The sequence below is a fragment of the Clostridium tagluense genome (assembly GCF_003865095.1).
GTDB lineage: Bacteria > Bacillota > Clostridia > Clostridiales > Clostridiaceae > Clostridium_AD > Clostridium_AD tagluense.
Map to the genome: position 1 here is coordinate 114,074 of NZ_BHYK01000001.1, position 17,400 is coordinate 131,473.

17 protein-coding genes are annotated in these 17,400 nt (G+C 31.5%); 15 read left to right on the top strand and 2 right to left on the bottom strand.

Features of this window, described 5'->3' with window-relative positions; translation table 11 throughout:
* Positions 1–266 precede the first annotated feature (266 nt).
* Positions 267–2,081: an oligoendopeptidase F gene (gene pepF / locus Ctaglu_RS00530; protein ID WP_124996986.1), complete on the bottom strand. Its 1,815-nt coding sequence runs from the start codon at positions 2,079–2,081 to the stop codon at positions 267–269.
* Between the two features lie 315 nt (positions 2,082–2,396).
* Positions 2,397–3,119 carry a hypothetical protein gene (locus Ctaglu_RS00535; protein WP_124996988.1) on the bottom strand — a complete coding sequence of 241 codons (723 nt, stop codon included), beginning with the start codon at positions 3,117–3,119 and terminating at the stop codon, positions 2,397–2,399.
* A 355-nt stretch (positions 3,120–3,474) separates the two neighbouring features.
* On the opposite strand from Ctaglu_RS00535, the gene Ctaglu_RS00540 reads away from it, so the two are divergent.
* The 15 genes from Ctaglu_RS00540 to Ctaglu_RS00610 all read left to right on the top strand — a co-directional run bounded on the left by Ctaglu_RS00540 (position 3,475) and on the right by Ctaglu_RS00610 (position 17,374).
* Positions 3,475–3,888, top strand: coding sequence for an RrF2 family transcriptional regulator (locus Ctaglu_RS00540; RefSeq protein WP_124996990.1), 414 nt, complete (start codon positions 3,475–3,477; stop codon positions 3,886–3,888).
* A gap of 82 nt (positions 3,889–3,970) precedes the next feature.
* On the top strand, positions 3,971–5,857 hold the full coding sequence (gene cooS / locus Ctaglu_RS00545) for an anaerobic carbon-monoxide dehydrogenase catalytic subunit (RefSeq protein ID WP_124996992.1): 1,887 nt from the start codon (positions 3,971–3,973) through the stop codon (positions 5,855–5,857).
* A gap of 17 nt (positions 5,858–5,874) precedes the next feature.
* On the top strand, positions 5,875–6,312 hold the full coding sequence (locus Ctaglu_RS00550) for a 4Fe-4S dicluster domain-containing protein (RefSeq protein ID WP_124996994.1): 438 nt from the start codon (positions 5,875–5,877) through the stop codon (positions 6,310–6,312).
* A gap of 37 nt (positions 6,313–6,349) precedes the next feature.
* Positions 6,350–7,570, top strand: a complete 1,221-nt coding sequence (locus Ctaglu_RS00555; protein ID WP_124997352.1) for an NAD(P)/FAD-dependent oxidoreductase — start codon at positions 6,350–6,352, stop codon at positions 7,568–7,570.
* A gap of 482 nt (positions 7,571–8,052) precedes the next feature.
* Positions 8,053–8,601 carry a GNAT family N-acetyltransferase gene (locus Ctaglu_RS00560; protein ID WP_124996996.1) on the top strand — a complete coding sequence of 183 codons (549 nt, stop codon included), beginning with the start codon at positions 8,053–8,055 and terminating at the stop codon, positions 8,599–8,601.
* A 282-nt stretch (positions 8,602–8,883) separates the two neighbouring features.
* On the top strand, positions 8,884–9,462 hold the full coding sequence (locus Ctaglu_RS00565) for a TerD family protein (protein WP_124996998.1): 579 nt from the start codon (positions 8,884–8,886) through the stop codon (positions 9,460–9,462).
* Between the two features lie 250 nt (positions 9,463–9,712).
* On the top strand, positions 9,713–10,279 hold the full coding sequence (locus tag Ctaglu_RS00570; protein WP_124997000.1) for a TerD family protein: 567 nt from the start codon (positions 9,713–9,715) through the stop codon (positions 10,277–10,279).
* Between the two features lie 215 nt (positions 10,280–10,494).
* A complete protein-coding gene (locus Ctaglu_RS00575; protein WP_124997002.1) occupies positions 10,495–11,280 on the top strand; it encodes a CAP domain-containing protein in 786 nt (261 codons plus the stop codon).
* A 303-nt stretch (positions 11,281–11,583) separates the two neighbouring features.
* Entirely contained in the window at positions 11,584–11,883 is a 300-nt protein-coding gene (locus Ctaglu_RS00580; RefSeq protein WP_124997004.1) for a DUF4491 family protein, read from the top strand.
* A 335-nt stretch (positions 11,884–12,218) separates the two neighbouring features.
* Positions 12,219–12,680 (top strand): pyridoxamine 5'-phosphate oxidase family protein, encoded by a 462-nt coding sequence (locus tag Ctaglu_RS00585; protein ID WP_207669431.1) that lies wholly within the window; start codon positions 12,219–12,221, stop codon positions 12,678–12,680.
* A 90-nt stretch (positions 12,681–12,770) separates the two neighbouring features.
* On the top strand, positions 12,771–13,607 hold the full coding sequence (locus tag Ctaglu_RS00590) for a CPBP family intramembrane glutamic endopeptidase (protein WP_124997006.1): 837 nt from the start codon (positions 12,771–12,773) through the stop codon (positions 13,605–13,607).
* A gap of 224 nt (positions 13,608–13,831) precedes the next feature.
* Positions 13,832–15,022 carry an ABC transporter substrate-binding protein gene (locus Ctaglu_RS00595; RefSeq protein WP_124997008.1) on the top strand — a complete coding sequence of 397 codons (1,191 nt, stop codon included), beginning with the start codon at positions 13,832–13,834 and terminating at the stop codon, positions 15,020–15,022.
* Positions 15,006–15,881 (top strand): ABC transporter permease, encoded by an 876-nt coding sequence (locus Ctaglu_RS00600; protein WP_124997010.1) that lies wholly within the window; start codon positions 15,006–15,008, stop codon positions 15,879–15,881. The genes Ctaglu_RS00595 and Ctaglu_RS00600 overlap by 17 nt, the downstream gene beginning before the upstream one ends.
* A 7-nt stretch (positions 15,882–15,888) precedes the next feature.
* Positions 15,889–16,698, top strand: a complete 810-nt coding sequence (locus Ctaglu_RS00605; protein ID WP_124997015.1) for an ABC transporter permease — start codon at positions 15,889–15,891, stop codon at positions 16,696–16,698.
* A gap of 10 nt (positions 16,699–16,708) precedes the next feature.
* Positions 16,709–17,374 carry an ABC transporter ATP-binding protein gene (locus Ctaglu_RS00610; RefSeq protein ID WP_124997017.1) on the top strand — a complete coding sequence of 222 codons (666 nt, stop codon included), beginning with the start codon at positions 16,709–16,711 and terminating at the stop codon, positions 17,372–17,374.
* The last annotated feature ends 26 nt before the right edge of the window (positions 17,375–17,400 follow it).

A 17,400-nucleotide genomic window follows, 5' to 3' on the forward strand; every position in this document is an offset into this window, starting at 1 on the left:
AAGAAATCACCTTCTCCATTCTATGTAGGATTCGTAATTTAGTTTACATTTAGCAAGATTTCCACAAAAAAAAATATAAAAATTCGCATATTGGAGTTAATATTCGTCATACATCCAATTATAGAATATTATACCATAATTATTTTTGTTGCTATAATATTTTCAGCCATAATAAAAAGCATCTAGATAGCAGATGCTTTTTATTACACATAAATATTATTAATTACGTAGGTTAATATACAGTTACCCATTATCGCTGATCTTTTTTAAATGCATCCTTCCATATCGTCTGTAAGTTTTACTAATTGATCAATTATATCGCCTATATGCTCTATAGTATCTAATAGCGGTTTTTCTGTTGTTATATCTACTCCAGCCATTTTAGCAAGTTCTACTGGCGACTTAGTTCCTCCTGCTTTTAGCACTTTCCTCCAGTCATCAACGGCTGGTTGTCCTTCTTTTAAAATTCTGTTACTTACTTCTGTAGCTATGGTAAGCCCAGCACTATATGTATATGGATAAAGTCCCATATAATAGTGTGGCTGTCTCATCCAAGTAAGTTCTGAGCCATCAACTATTTTCACAGAGTCTCCCCAGAATTTTTCTAGCACACCTTTTTTTATTTCATTAAGAGTTGAAGCCTGCACACTTTCACCTGCATCTATTATTTTATAAACTTCTCTTTGATACGCAGCTTCTAACAGATGAGTTACAAAGTTATGATAATAGGTACGGCTAATAATAGAAGATAAGACCCATCTCTTAAATCTAGGATCATCATTTGTTTTCATAAGATAATTTGCCATAAGTAATTCATTCATAGTGGATGGTGCTTCTATAAAATATAAAGATGGCTCTGCATCAAATATATTTTGATTTTCATTAATTAACTGAAAATGCCCTGCATGACCTAATTCATGAGCAAGTACAAATGCTTCTCTCATTTTCTCAGACCAAGATATCAAAATAAAAGGGTGATTTCCGTAAGGCGTAGCACAAAAAGCACCTGTTGATTTTCCTTTATTTACAGTAAAATCAATCCATCTTTCATCATAGCCCTTTTTAACCATTTCTAAATAATCGTCACCTAATACGGATAATGCTCCCTCCACATATTGCTTAGATTCCTCTACAGATATGGTTGGCTCAAAAGCAGGGTCTACTTCAAGTTTTAAGTCTGCAAAGGTCATTTCATCAATTTTATGAATTTTCTGAAGTAGTTTAGCATATTTCCTCATATGTGGCGCTAGCTTTTCCATGATTATATCTATTTGTCTATCATATAATTCCCTCTCTATTTGTTGAGGAAATAATAAACTATCTATAACAGAATCAAAGCCTCTAAGAGTTGCTAATGTTTTTTCTTTTTGAACATGAGTCTGATAAAGTGCTGCTACTGTATGTTGATATTCTCCGAGTTTTGAAGAAAAAGCTTCAAAAGCTGCTCTTCTAATTTTAGTATTAGTTTCATACTCCCATTCATTTTCAAAAAGCACAAAACTAAGAGGATATTCAGTGCCGGCTACATTGAAATTTTTAAAATCCATATCAGCTAATTTAGTTGTTTCATATATGGAATAGGGAGAATCTAAAGATCCTGATAAAGCTGATAATGCCTTTTCTACTTCTGGATGTAGTGAATGTTTTGTAAGTCTTTTTATTTCATTTAAATAATGGCTATTTTCTTTTGACTTTTCGATTGCCTCATCTATTATTTTCTCGTTTGCTTCCTTAATTTCACTTGTTACAAAGCTTAATCTGCTTTCCAAATCCGATGATATGTTAATAAACTTCATATATCTAGCTTGGTTTTCTATATTAGTTTGATCTGTAGAAACTGCAAGATTTGCATAAGAGCCTACCAGGTTTTCATTTTGCAGTACGACTCTCATTTTATCCAAACACTCATTTATCATATTAGCTGAAGTTAGTTTTTCCTTATAGTTTTTTTCTATTTCTAATGTAAGCGCTTCTAAACCTTTTATAGCTAAATTATACTGCTCCTCTGTTTGGTACATTGAAGATAAATCCCAAGTAAGTGACTTATCTACGTCTTTTCTTTCTTTTAAAGCTGTTTTCATTATAAAGCCCCCTTTTTTTAGTTATACTGTTGTTTTAAAGTGTCTGAATATTACAAAATGTATTTTATATACATTCTATAGTAGACGCATGAATTCCTTTAAAGTGGAACAAAAAGTTAGGGGGGGTAGTTTAAATAGTAGATGGTATTAAGTTAAGAAGGAATAGATACAGGAATCAAGAGTTTAATAAGGGAGCGATTATTGAAATAGAAGAATTAGAACAAGAAAAAATAGAAAAAGAAATGTTAAGATGATTAAGAAGATATGAAAAAAAACTCGTATAAACCGAGTTTTTTAAGTGTTTATCCATAAGAGTTATTTGAAAGTAACTGACTTAATTACCCCATCTAAACTCTTTGCACCTACATCGTCAGTGTATGTGCTAATGAAGCTTAAAGCATATCCATTTAGGACACAAGCATAATACTTTTGAGTCATCTTTATAGTACCAGTTTCAATAGTTGCTTCTAATACACTAAAGCTTTTTCCACCCACTTTTTCAGTATAAATTTCTTTGTCAAATTTATAAGGCATAGTGCTTTTAACAGTTTTTAATTGTTTTTTTAATGCGTCTAAGTAGTTAGCACCATCCTTTACACCTTGGAAAAAGGAAAGGTTTTCTGCTATAACTATAAAATTGGGATTTGCAGTAGTAGATTGAACTTTTAGACCTTTTTGTGAAGTCATTAGAAGATACACTGTTCTTAATTCGCTCAAATCTAGTTCTTTAGCTTTACTTTTATCATCTTTAGAAATTACTTCTTTACCTAGTTTAAGTACTTCGGTTTTTTCTTCATCAGTTGCTACTATCCATTTATCAGGAATATTAATGTTCATCTTAAAGAAATCATTCGTATAAAGATTACCTTCATTTTTACCTAAAGTGAGTTGTTTATCTTTAGCTACCTCTTTAGGTACTTCCTTAGTTACCGATTTAGGTACCTCTTTAGTTACCTCTTTAGTAGATGGTTTACTACATCCAACAAATGAAAATGTTAGTAATAATGTTAGAAGACAAGCAGTTGCTTTTTTATACATTTTAAAACCCCCCTGAAATTTGTGCGGTATTTGCTAATTTACATATTATTTATTGTATAATGATACTGAAATATATGGTATAAATTATAGCAACTTGTATAATATATAACAAAATAAAAAATATGTCAATTAAACGCACTTTATAGTATTTAGTAGTATATTATATAATATAAAAAATATAAATACTTTAGTAGGGCACGGGAAGTTAATTCTTATTGGCATATCTTCTTTTGTACAGAATAGGGTTTAGTGCTCTATGTTATGATATAAAATATAATTCATCTATTGACAAGATAGGATAAAATGCTTAGAATCAAAGTACACTAAATTGGTATACTTTAAGGAGGAATATAACATGAAAATAACACGAGAAGCAGATTATGGACTTAGAGTAGTACTTAACTTGTGTATATTAGGATATGGTAAAAAAGTAGAAGCAAAGATAATTTCAGAAAAAGAAGGTATACCGCTAAGATTTCTTTTGAAGCTTTTAAGAAAGCTTACACAAGTAGAAATTGTAAAATCTTATAGAGGCGTTAATGGAGGATATACTATAAATAAATTACCAGAACAAATAAATTTAAAAGATGTTATAGAAGCAATAGATGGACCCATTGCTGTTAATAGGTGTGTAATTGAACCAAGTTTTTGCAATCTAAATAGAAGCGGTGTGTGTACTATCCATAGAGCCATGACAAAAGTACAAAAAAGTTTAAGTTCAGAACTAGAAAGTATAAATTTCAAACAATTAATGGATGGAGAAGTTTAGATAGTTTAAGGTTTATATGCTATTAAATTTAAAAATAAAAATATGAGTAAATAAGAAAGATAATATGAGGAGGAATTTTAAAATGTGTGGAAATTGTAATATATGCAAATCAGCAGATACAGTACTTGAGGGATTTATTGGAGGATTAGATGTAGAGACATCCCATCATAGAGTGGAAGGCCAAAAGGCTAAGTGTGGATTTGGAATGCAAGGTGTTTGTTGTAGACTTTGTTCAAATGGGCCATGCAGGATTACACCAAAAGCTCCAAAAGGAATTTGTGGAGCTGATGCAGATACTATTGTTGCTAGAAATTTTCTAAGAGCTGTTGGCGCAGGTTCTGCCTGTTATATACATATAGTAGAAACAACTGCTAGAAACTTAAAAGCCATAGGAGAGACTAAAGGCAAAATAAAAAGTGAAGCAACTTTAAATAGACTTGCTAACATGTTTGAAATTAAAGAAGAGGATATTTATGAAAAGGCAATAAAAGTTGCAGATAAAATAATTGCAGATTTATATAAGCCAAAATTTGAAAAAATGGAGCTTGTTTGCAAACTAGCATATGCACCAAGAGTAGAAAATTGGAAAAAGCTTGGGATTATGCCTGGTGGAGCAAAATCAGAAGTATTTGACGCTATGGTAAAGACATCAACAAACTTAAGTAGCGATCCACTAAATATGATTTTAAATAGTTTAAGTTTAGGCATTTCAACAGGCTTATACGGTTTAACATTAACAAATCTTTTAAATGATGTAATGCTTGGGGAGCCAGTTATTAGACAAGCTAAAGTAGGGTTTAAAGTTGTAGATGAAAATTATATAAACTTAATGGTAACAGGACACCAGCATTCAGTGATTGCCCATCTGCAAGATAGATTAATAGAGGAAGAGGTAACTGCTAAAGCAAAGCGTGCTGGAGCTAAGGGATTTAGAATAGTAGGTTGTACATGCGTAGGTCAGGATTTACAATTAAGAGGAGAACACTATAAAGAAGTATTTGCAGGTCATGCAGGAAATAACTTTACAAGTGAAGCTTTAATTGCAACTGGTGGAATAGATGCTATAGTATCTGAGTTTAACTGTACACTTCCAGGAATAGAGCCAATCGCAGAAAAATTTATGGTTAAACAAATTTGTCTTGATGATGTAGCTAAAAAAGCAAATGCAGAGTACATTGAGTATACTTTTAAAGATAGAGAAAATATAAGTGAAAGAATAATTGAAGAAGCATTGGAAAGTTATAAAAATAGAAGAGATAAAGTACAAATAAACATCCCTAAAAATCACGGACATGACGATGTGTTAACAGGACTCAGTGAAGAGTCTTTGAAGAATTTCCTTGGTGGTACATGGAAACCGCTCATAGATTTAATTGTATCAGGAAAAATAAAAGGGATAGCTGGAGTTGTTGGATGCTCTAACTTAACTGCAAAAGGACATGATATATTTACAGTAGAGCTTACAAAAGAGCTTATTAAGAGAGATATACTTGTACTTTCAGCAGGATGTTCTAGCGGAGGGCTTGAGAATGTTGGATTAATGTCGCCATCATCCGCTAGTCTTGCAGGAGATAGCTTAAAAGAAGTTTGCTTAAGTCTCGGGATACCTCCAGTATTAAACTTTGGACCCTGTTTAGCTATAGGAAGACTCGAAATTGTTGCCACAGAACTTGCAAAATATTTAGATATAGATATTCCGAAGCTTCCACTTGTACTATCAGCACCACAATGGCTTGAAGAACAAGCCCTGGCAGACGGAGTATTTGGACTAGCACTAGGACTGCCACTTCATCTTGCGATTCCTCCATTTATAACAGGAAGCAAAGTAGTTACAAAGCTATTGACGCAGGATCTAGAAAAGTTAACTGGTGGAAAATTGATTCTTGAAGATGATGTTGTTAAAGCTGCGGATAAGTTAGAACAAATAATATTAAATAAAAGACGAGAATTGGGAATTAGTTATTTATAAGAACAGGAGGGATAATAATGAAGAGAATAATGATAGACAATGAAAAATGCCAGTGTTGCCTTAATTGTAGCCTTGCCTGTATGTCAGAGCATAATGAAAAAGGGAAATCCATATATGATTTAGATCTTCAAGATATAAAAAATGTGAGCAAAAATTATATTATTCAAAATAAAGATAATAAGAATTGTCCTATGTTTTGTAGACATTGCGAGGAGCCAGAGTGTGTTATTGCGTGTATGAGTGGTGCAATGACTAAAGATAGTGAAACCGGTATAGTAAATTATAATAAAGAAAAATGTGCTTCCTGCTACATGTGTGTAATGTCATGCCCTTATGGTGTATTAAAATCCGATGAGGAAACTAAAAAAGTTATTGTAAAATGTGATATGTGTGATGGTAGGGAAATTCCAAGATGTGTGGAGAGTTGCCCTACTGGAGCAATATATCTAGTATAGTGAGCAATATATCTAGTATAGTTGAGGGGTGGTAATGATGAAATACGTAATAATAGGTGCTAGTGCTGCTGGTATAAATGCAGCTAAGACTTTAAGAATATTAGACAAGGATGCAGAAATAACTTTAATATCCAAGGATACTAAAGTATATTCAAGATGCATGCTACACTATGTAATAAGTGGGAGTAAAACTGAGGAAGATATATGTTTTACTGAAGATGATTTTTTTAATAAATATGAAATTAACTGGATTTCAGGAAAAAAGATTATAGGAATTAATATATATAATAAATTTTTAACAACAGATGATGAAAGAATTGTCACATTTGATAAACTGCTTATAGCTTCTGGAGCAGATTCATTTATACCTCCTATTAAGAATTTAAGAGGAGCAAATAATGTTTATGCTCTTAGACACATGGAAGATGTAGTAAACATTAACAGTGTGGCCAAAATAAATACTTCAGCAGTAATTATTGGAGCAGGTTTAGTTGGAATAGATGCAGCTATAGGTTTAATAGAAAAAGGTGTAAAGGTGAATATTGTAGAGATGGCGCCAGGAATTCTTCCAATTCAGCTAGATGCTAAAACTGCAAAAGTATATGAAAATGAACTTATTAAAAATGGTGCACAGGTATATACAAGCGTATCTGTTGAAGAAATAATTATAGATGAAAATAAAGATGTGAAAGCAGTTAAATTGGGAGATGGGAGAAAAATAAATTGCGACTTTATAATATGTGCAGCAGGGGTAAGACCTAATGTGGATTTTCTAAAGGATGACAGGATTAAAATAGAAAAAGGCATAGTTATAGATTCACGATGCAAAACATCAGTAGAAGATATATACGCAGCTGGTGATGTATGTGGAATATCCCCGATCTGGCCTATGGCTGTAAAACAGGGAATTGTAGCTGCATATAACATGACAGGAAATTTAAAAGAATTAGATGATTATTTTAGCTTTAAGAATTCAATGAATTTCTTTGGAATTCAGACTGTATCCTTAGGGGTTTTAGAAGCTCCAGATAATACTTATGAAGTTGAAGTAAGAGTGTATAGAGATATTTATAAGAAAATTATACACAAAGATGGAGTGATTTATGGAGCTATTTTACAAGGTGATATTTCTTATTGTGGAATTTTAACCCAATTAATTAAAAATAAAGTTGATGTTTCTAAAATCAATAAGAGTGTATTAGATATTAATTATGGGGACTTCTATAAAGTTAGTGAAGATGGTCAATACATGTATTAATGTAGAAATATATAAATCCAGATTATTAGTGTATAAGTAATAATCTGGATTTGTGTTGTTTAGAGCAGGGAAGAAGCGCACTGGTGTTTAAGGATATAAATATAAATAGACTAATAAAATTGTGTTATTTTTTGTTGGGCAAGTGACTGCGAGAAAGCAATTCCAATTTCAGTAGTGGATAAAAATAAAGAAAATACTATAGGGAAAATAAGGACGAAGAAGTAAAATTTGTAGTATAATAAAGATGAACAAGATTAGAATAAGGACGGTAATTATAATTATTTTAAAATCATGTTTTATAAAGAGCTTTCTCCGTTATAAGAATAGTGTGGATATGTCACCTTAGTATTTTATTGTTCAATAACTTATAATGGAGGATTTAATATGACAGTAAAAAAGATTCATATTATTGGGGGCCCAGGAAGTGGTAAAACATATATTAATATAGCATACAAATCAGAGAATACTGCTGGAGGTAATGTATGATTATTGAAAATAAAAGAATAGAATGTAAAAGTCTAATATGGATACTTCGCTGTCCAACAAAATATGATGCAATTGAATTATCTAAATTAAGAGTTAAAATTGATGGAGAAACAGAAAATCTTGATAGAGAATCTGGTGAAGGGTTATTAACGCCAGAAGATTTTGAAAAACTTATCTATGAAGATTCAATAGCTAAAAAAAATTTGTTTTTAGTTGCAGAAGTAGAAGGTGAAATTGTTGGATTCGCTCGCTTAGAAGGAAATAAGCTAAGTAGATTTAGACATAAAGCGGAGTTTGGAATATGTATATCAAAGGCATATTGGAGCCATGGAATTGGTAAAGTACTACTAGAAAAAATTTTGATATGGGCAGATACTGTGAAAATTGAGAAAATTTCATTAACTGTGGTACAAACAAATACAAAAGCAATTGAATTATATAAAAGATATGGATTTGTAGAAGAAGGATTATTAATAAAGGACCGTATTCATAAAGATGGAAACTATTATAATACAGTTATAATGGGAAGATTATTAGATAAATAGATATTAACAAGTAAAACATAATATTTACATATGTCCACGCTACTATTGATATGCAGTGTTGTTACTTGAGTTTTATGTTACAATGTATTACATACAGTAACAAATATAGAAAAGGAGACCATTTATGGCCTCTCCTAGCATTTATACTTGAATATTTGGGAATAAAAATGAAAGTAAGTGATTGCATATACTATAGCAATTTGTTTAGCAGAGAGTATGCAAACTTTACTATATATTAACAATTACAAAACATATTCAAAAAAAGAAAGAAGGTTTATAAAAATGGCAGTTAGTTTAAAAAAAGGTCAAAAAGTAGATTTAACAAAGACAAATCCAGGATTAACAAAGGTATTGGTAGGGCTAGGTTGGAGTACAAACAAGTATGACGGTGGTTCAGACTTCGATTTAGACGCAGCAGCATTTTTAACAGGAGAAAATGGAAAAGTAACTTCAGATGCAGACTTTATATTCTACAATAATGCAGAACATACATCTAAATCAGTTAAACATATGGGAGACAACAAGACAGGAGCAGGAGATGGAGATGACGAACAAATACTTGTTGATTTATCTTTAGTACCAGCAACTGTTCAGAAGATTTCATTTACTGTAACAATTAATGAAGCAGAAGAAAGAAGACAAAACTTTGGACAAGTTTCAGATTCTTATATCAGAGTAATGAGTGGAGACGGCACTACCGAGTTAATTAAATTTGACTTGGGAGAAGACTTCAGTATTGAAACAGCTGTAGTAGTTGGAGAATTATATAGAAATGGAGCTGAATGGAAATTCACTGCATTAGGTAGTGGATTCGAAGGTGGACTCGGAGCTTTATGTACTAACTTTGGAGTTAATATCTAATATTTAACAATAATAATAAACTACTGTGTACCTTAAATATTGCACAGTAGTTTATTTGGTTTATTGAAGGTAGAAACATGGGTGATTATTTAACGACATTTCAGAAGGAAAGTCTCCCACTTCTATAAGTGGGAGTTATAAGCTATAACAAATAAAAAACTTCAGTGGGAGTCTAAATCTCCTTCTGAAGTCGTTAATTACAGCATCGCAGATGATGATTTAACCACATTTCACAAGGAGGAATATTAATATGGGAGTTAATTTAATAAAAGGCCAAAAAGTAGATTTAACAAAGGGTAATGCGGCATTAAAGGCATTAGTAGTAGGTCTAGGTTGGGATGGTAGCAATGGTGGGGACACTATTGATTGTGATGCATCAGCTTTGATGTTGGGTGAAAATGGGAAATTATCTAGTAACAAGGGCATAATATACTTTGGTAACAAGTCAAGTAAGTGTAAGAGTGTAATTCACCAAGGGGATAATCTTACTGGTGCAGGCGCAGGTGATGACGAACAAATAGTTATAGATTTAACAAAAGTACCAGAGGATATAGCTAAGATAGTTTTCGTTGTTAATATCTATAATTGCGCATCTAAGAGACAACACTTTGGAATGATTAAAAATGCATACATTAGAATAATGGATAAATCAGCTAACGGTGAGTTAGTTAAATTTAATCTTTCTAATGATTATGATAATATGACATCTTTAATAATGGGTGAAGTTTACAGAAATAATGGAGAATGGAAGTTCACAGCAACAGGTGAAGGTGCAACTGCAACTGGTATAAAAGAATTATCAGCAAGATATAACTAAAAGGTAGGGGATAGGTTTAAGTCATCTCCTAGCAGTATATTGATATCTAGCTTTAGTAAAACAGCAAAATAACCATAAATATGAGCAATTACGACATAATATTACAAAATAACCACTAACAAAAGATGCAAAAACCTCATTTAGATGATATTATGTGTATACAAAGAGAAAAACTTACTTTGTGTATTAAAATTATGAAGGTGAGGTACAAAAAAATGAAGAAAACTTTAAGAACATTAATATTGACTTTAGGTGTTTTAGCAACAACAGGAATAAGTTCAGCGGTGTACGCCCAAGATTGTAATACAACTAATTATAAAGTGGTTAACGCTCAAGATTCTAAAACTATTAATTGCACAGTTAAGGCAGGAGACAGTTTGAAGGATATGTGTGCTAAGTATGGTGTTGTAGTTCCAAAGGGTTTAGATGCTAAACCTCAGGTAAGTAATACTTGCAAGGCAACAGCTACAAAGGTAGCGCCAGCAAAGACGACGCCTAGTAAAGCAACACCAGCACCAGTAAAGACAGCGCCTACAAAGGCAACACCAGCACCGGCAGCAACACCAGTAAAGCCAGCTCCTACAAAAGCACCAACAGCAACAAATTTAACTGAGAATAATAAATTAGAAAAAGAAGTAGTAACATTAGTTAATCAGGAAAGAGCAAAACAAGGACTAGCTCCCTTAAAGGATAATTCTCAACTTTCAAATGTAGCTAGAACTAAGTCAGAGGATATGGTAGCTAATAACTATTTTTCTCATACATCACCAACTTATGGATCACCTTTTGATATGATGAAAAAATTCGGTATAACATATAATGCAGCTGGAGAGAACATTGCAATGGGTCAACAAACCGCAGCTTCAGTAATGAATGGTTGGATGAATTCTCCAGGACATAAAGCTAATATTTTAAGTGCGAATTTTACTGAAATAGGAGTTGGAGTGGCAAAAGATAAAAGTGGAACTATTTATTGGACTCAAGAATTTATAGGGAAATAAATAATTTAATATAGATCTGTGTTTGTAAATATTTTATTTTAAAATATTTACAAACACAGATTTTTTATTTCTTTAAATTATGAGCTTTTTTAATGTAAATAGGCAAAGTGACGCCTGGCTTAAATGGTTGGGTATCACTTTTATTTTTTGAGAGACAGTACACTTTGCAATAGTTACTGTTTATCAGAGATGTATTGCAAATGGATTAGAGTTCAAATAAACATTGAATAAATGAGTTTTCAAGGATATACTAAAAAATATAAAAAACATTGGCTACATTAATCTTTAAAGGGGGAGAGTGTAATGAGTTTTTATGGAATAATTATCGGAATTATATCATTTTCAATAATCGGTATATTTCACCCAATTGTTATTAAGGGAGAATACTATTTTGGTAAGAAAATCTGGCCTATATTTTTGTTTTCAGGAATTATTTTCATCATAATTTCTATTTACTTAAAGAATGAAATATTATCAGCATGCATGGGTGTTTTAGGATTTTCCTGCCTATGGAGTATTCATGAACTTATTCAGCAGGAAGAGAGAGTAAAGAAAGGCTGGTTTCCACAAAATCAAAGCAAAAAAATAAACTCTAAATTATAGTATACTAAAAACTATAGTAAAAGTGTATTTAAGACATATAAATCCAAATATACCAGTAATAAAAAAACTAAAAATCTCTTTACCGTGATAAAATAGAACTAGTTATTGGACACAGCACTTTATAGGAAAATAAATAATTAAATTTAGATCTGTGTTTTTAAATATTGATTCTGACAATATTTGAAAACAGAGATTTTTTTATGTAATAGAAGACTTTGAATAGGCTTATAATAAGAATTATACATAACTAAAATTGCCATTAAGTTCATAGATTTTTGTATGAAATTTATGTTACACTTAAAAATATAATATGTAGAAAGGATAGTGAATTGTATATGAAAACAATGAGAAGAATTGAAAGACAAATGAACGAGATGGAAGTGCTTGATCTTTTAAAGAAAGGCGAATATGGTATACTTTCTACTTGTGATGAGGATAACCAGCCTTATGGAATACCACTAAGTTATGTGCTTATAGATAAAAATATATATATTCATTGTGCAGGTGTTGGCACTAAAATAGATAATATCAGTGTAAATGATAAGGTGAGTTTTACAGTAGTTGGAAAAACTAAAGTTTTGAAAGAGCAATTTAGTGTGGAGTATGAAAGTGTGGTAGCTTTTGGACGCGCTATAAGGCTTGCGGAAGAGGAAAAATATGAACCACTAATGGAGTTTATAAGAAAATATAGTCCTGAATTTATAGAAGAGGGACAGTTATATATAGATAAAGCCAAGAAAATAACTACATTAATAAAAATAGAGATATATAGTTTTAGTGGAAAGCATAGAATATAAATATATTAAACTGAAAACTAATTGGAGTAGCTATTAAGGTAGGTTATTACAGTAGTTAAAGGGTTATAATAAGTTAGAGAGTGTGATAGAATGAAATTTTTAAGAAACATAGAAAATGGAGCCATAAATATTAAAAGAATGGGAATCATTAAAGGGTTTCTTGTAGTACTTCTATCAATTTTGTTGGAGGTGTTAGGACAAGTACCTGTAGAAATTAAAAATTTATTTTCTGGGAGATTTGAAAAAGCATTGCCCTATGTAATTTTTGCTTTTGGGGTGATTTTTAAATATTATGTTGTTATCATTTTACTAAAGTGCCTTAGTAACTCAAGGAATGAGCAAAAACTTAAATATCACTTAAATCCAATGAGTTTTCTTTTTACGGCCATCATGATTATAGCATTTCGTCTTGTATTTGATAACAGTTTAACCTTGTGGGTTAGTAGAATATCCATGCCAGATTTTATAAATGGAGCCTTCGAGGAACTTACCGTTTCACCAATTATATTAATACTTAGCTCTGCGGTGGTTGCACCTATATATGAAGAAATAATTTTTAGAGGTATACTATTAAAAGGAATGGCTAAAAAAATAAATCCGATTATAGCCCTTGTGGTATCTGCATTATTCTTTGCAGTAGTGCATCTAAACGTTCCTCAAGGTATAAATGCATTTTTACTAGGTCTAGTTATTGGATTTATATATTTAACAACGGGTTCAATTTATTTAAGTATATTTGCACATTTTATAAATAACTTACTAGCGCTTTCAGTTTCCTCTAGGTTTGCATTAATAGGAGGGGAACATGCTTTGGGAATTCATGGAGTGCTTTTTATTTTAGGCGTTGTACTTTTAGTCATAGCTTGCATAGGGTACCAACAAAATAAAATTAGAAAGGTGCCAGATATATATATAATAAATTCATAGAAATATAAATAATTAGATGTCAAAGTCTATCTTCAGCCTAGGATAATTAATATTGTCATAGGGTGGAGATTTTTTTTGTATTATAGCAAACTATAAATTTAAATACATTTATAAATGGGAGTCTAAATCACTTATGAAGTGTTTAATATTGAAGCACCACAGGTGATGATTTAATGATATAATGAATGTGAAAATTATGTAAAAAAATATAAAGAGGTGTTTTTATGAAGAAAAAGTGTAAGCGTATGAATTTAGTATTTTTAGTTATTTTGGCAATGTTATTTGTAGGGTGTGGGAAAATCAAAGATAATAGTGAAAAAACCGTAAGCATGTATATGTGGGGAGGTAGCGAATCTATAAATAATTATATGGATAAGTGGGTAGCTCCTAAATTGAAGGGACAGGGCATAAAATTAAATAGAGTGCCAGTAACGGATATAAAGGATACAATAAATAAATTAATTACTGAAAAACAAGTAGGTAAAGATGATGGAAGTGTAGATATACTTTGGTTAAATGGTGAGAATTTTAGACTTTCAAAGGATAGTAAAATTTTATCAGAACCTTTTGTAGATACATTACCAAGCTATAATAAGTATGTTGCAGTGGATTCTCCAGAAGTGAAATATGACTTTGGGGAAGAAACTAATGGCCTTGAAGCACCTTGGGGGAAAGTTCAATTTGTTTTTATATATGACTCTGAAAAAGTAAAGAATCCTCCTAAATCCTTTAAACAGCTAAAAATATGGATGAAAAATAATCCAGGTAAATTTTCTTATCCAGCTTCAGAGGACTTTACTGGTAGTGCTTTTTTAAGACAAGGATTATTTGAACTAAATGGTGGTTATAAAAAATTCATGACAGATTTCAATGAAAAAGCCATGGAGGATGCATCAAAACCACTATGGAATTATCTTAATGAAATAAAGCCTTATCTATGGCAGCAAGGCAAGACTTATCCAGAAAACCTTGCAAAATTGGATAAGCTCTATTCTAATGGAGAAGTATGGATGACAATGGGCTATGATGAAGCAAGAGCTGAAAGTGAGATAAAAAAAGGAACCTTTCCTAAATCTACAAAGACCTTTGTATTAGATGCGGGGACACTTGCTAACACTCATTTTTTAACTATTCCATTCAACTCAAACCATAAAGATTCGGCAAAGCAAGTAATAGATTTTTTATTATCTCCAGAGGCGCAAATAGCAAAATTTAACCCGAATAATTGGGGAGATGGACTGTCAATAGATATTAATAAGTTATCACCAGAGGATGTTAAAAAGGTAAATGCAATAGATAGAGGTAAATCGACTTTAGGGTTAAAAGAGCTTCAAAGCCATAGAATCCCCGAGATAAAAGCTGATTACGTAAAATTTATTGAAAAGGGATGGAACGATAATGTGGCAAAAAAGTAGACCTTATATATTAATTTTACCTTCATTAATAATTATAGGTACATTATTTATTGGAGGATTAATACTAGGACTACTGCAGAGTCTGGGCCTCATGGATGTTGGAGGAAATTCACACTTTACTATAAATGCATATAAACAACTTGTCTTGTCAAAAGATTTTACGGATTCTTTAGTTTTAACTTTAAAGGTGGCATTAGTTTCAAGTATTTTATCTGGGATTTTAGCCATAATCATAATAAGATTATTATTTATATTAGGGGAAAATAAAAAAACTGCTATTTTTAGAAAGTTTTTTCAAGTACCTATGTTAGTACCCCATGTTACTGCGGCATACTTAATAATGCTATTAATTATGAAAAGCGGGTGGTTATCTAGTATAGCCTATTCTGTGGGGATAACTAAAAGCATGGATGCATTTCCTAGTGTAGTTAATGATTCCAATAGTCTAGGCATTATTTTAACATACATATGGAAAGAAACGCCATTTATAATGCTTATGATTTTTCCTATAATTAGTAGAACTAAAGACTCCTGGTTAGAAATAGCACAGGTTTTTGGAGCTAGGAGGCAAGAATTTTTTAAGGAGGTAATAGTGCCGTTAATTATACCAACTTGGCTATCTTCGGTGATTATAGTATTTGCTTTTACCTTTTCAGACTTTGAGGTACCCTATTTATTAGGTGTAACCTATCCAAAGTTTATTTCTGTATATTCTTATAATATGTATTATAATGGACAACTTTCAGATAGACCTTTGGCTCTAGCTGCAAACTTTATTTTAGCCATTATTACAGCCATGCTAGGGATTATAGCATATAAATTAGCCAAACAAGGAGATACTAAGGAAGCGAGATGGTGAAATAGCAATGAAAAAGCAGAATAAGGGTAAATACTACGTTACAATAGGGATTCTACTACTAATTTTTTTATTGCCATTTATACCTTTGGTTATAAATAGTTTTGCTTATGAATTCAGATGGCCCAAGGTACTTCCAAGTAACACCACGTGGAGGGCCTTTAAATATGTCTTTTACGAAAATCAAAATACTTATGAGGCGATTTTTAACACTTTAATTATTGCTACATCTGTAGTTGTTATCGATGTCATAATAGCTGTTCCGGCAGCCTTTTCCTTAGTGCGATATGAATTTAAGGGGAAATTTATAATAAAAGTGGTTTTATTTGCACCTATTATTATTCCAGCTTTTACTGCAATTATGGGAATGTATGTAGTTTTTATAAAACTTGGTTTAACAGAATCTGTATATGGGGTTATTTTAGCGCATATTTTACCTACGCTACCTTACATGATAAAGGCTTTAATGGTAAGTTATGAAACTTTAGATACAGCCTTAGAGGATCAGGCAGCAGTGCTAGGGGCTGGACCAATTTCTAGATTTATTTATATAAGTCTTCCGCATATACTTCCGGGTATGGTTGCAGGGGCTAGTCTTTGTTTTTTAATTTCTATAAGTCAGTATTTTCTAACCTTTTTAGTTGGTGGAGGAAAGGTCATTACTATATCTATACTAATGTTTCCTTTTATAAGTGGAGGGGACAATGCAATTGGTTCAGTATATGGTTTATTATTTTCTTCACTAGCAATAATAAATTTAGTTTTAATAGACTTCCTGCTTAAAAAATATTATAAAAAGAAATATTTTAAAATTATTTAGGAGTGATTTAATGTCGAAGCTAGAGCTTAAAAATATATGTAAGCAGTATGAGTCAGGAGCTGACTCATTTTTGCTGAGTGATATAAATCTAACTATAGAAGGCGGAGAATTTGTATCTATTTTAGGTCCTTCTGGCTGCGGTAAGACCACTATATTGCGTATTATTGCAGGAATTATAAAGCCAGATAGTGGTAGCCTTTTTGTAGAAGATATAGATATTACAGAAATGCCCATTGAGAAAAGAAACTTTGCATTGGTAGCTCAACAGCCTTTGATATTTCCAAATATGAATGTTATAGACAATGTAGCCTTTGGATTAAAAATGAAAGGGGTTAGTAAAGGCGAAAGATTAGACAAAGCTTTTGCGATAATTAGTAATCTTGGTTTAAAGGGACTAGAAAAAAGATTTTCATCACAGCTAAGTGGAGGAGAAAGGCAAAGAGTAGCAATAGCAAGAGCAATGGCTGTAAAGCCTAAAGTGCTTTTAATGGATGAGCCTTTTAACGCATTACATGAAGAATTAAGAGTAGATATGAGAGAGCTATTACATAAAATGCATAAGGAAAATAAAGTTACAACTATTTTCGTAACTCATTTTAAAGAAGAAGCAAATTTTCTTTCTGATAAAATTCTTATTATGTCGAAAGGGAAAATAGATGAAATGGAAATTTTATAAATACATAGGACCCCTCTAAGGGAATA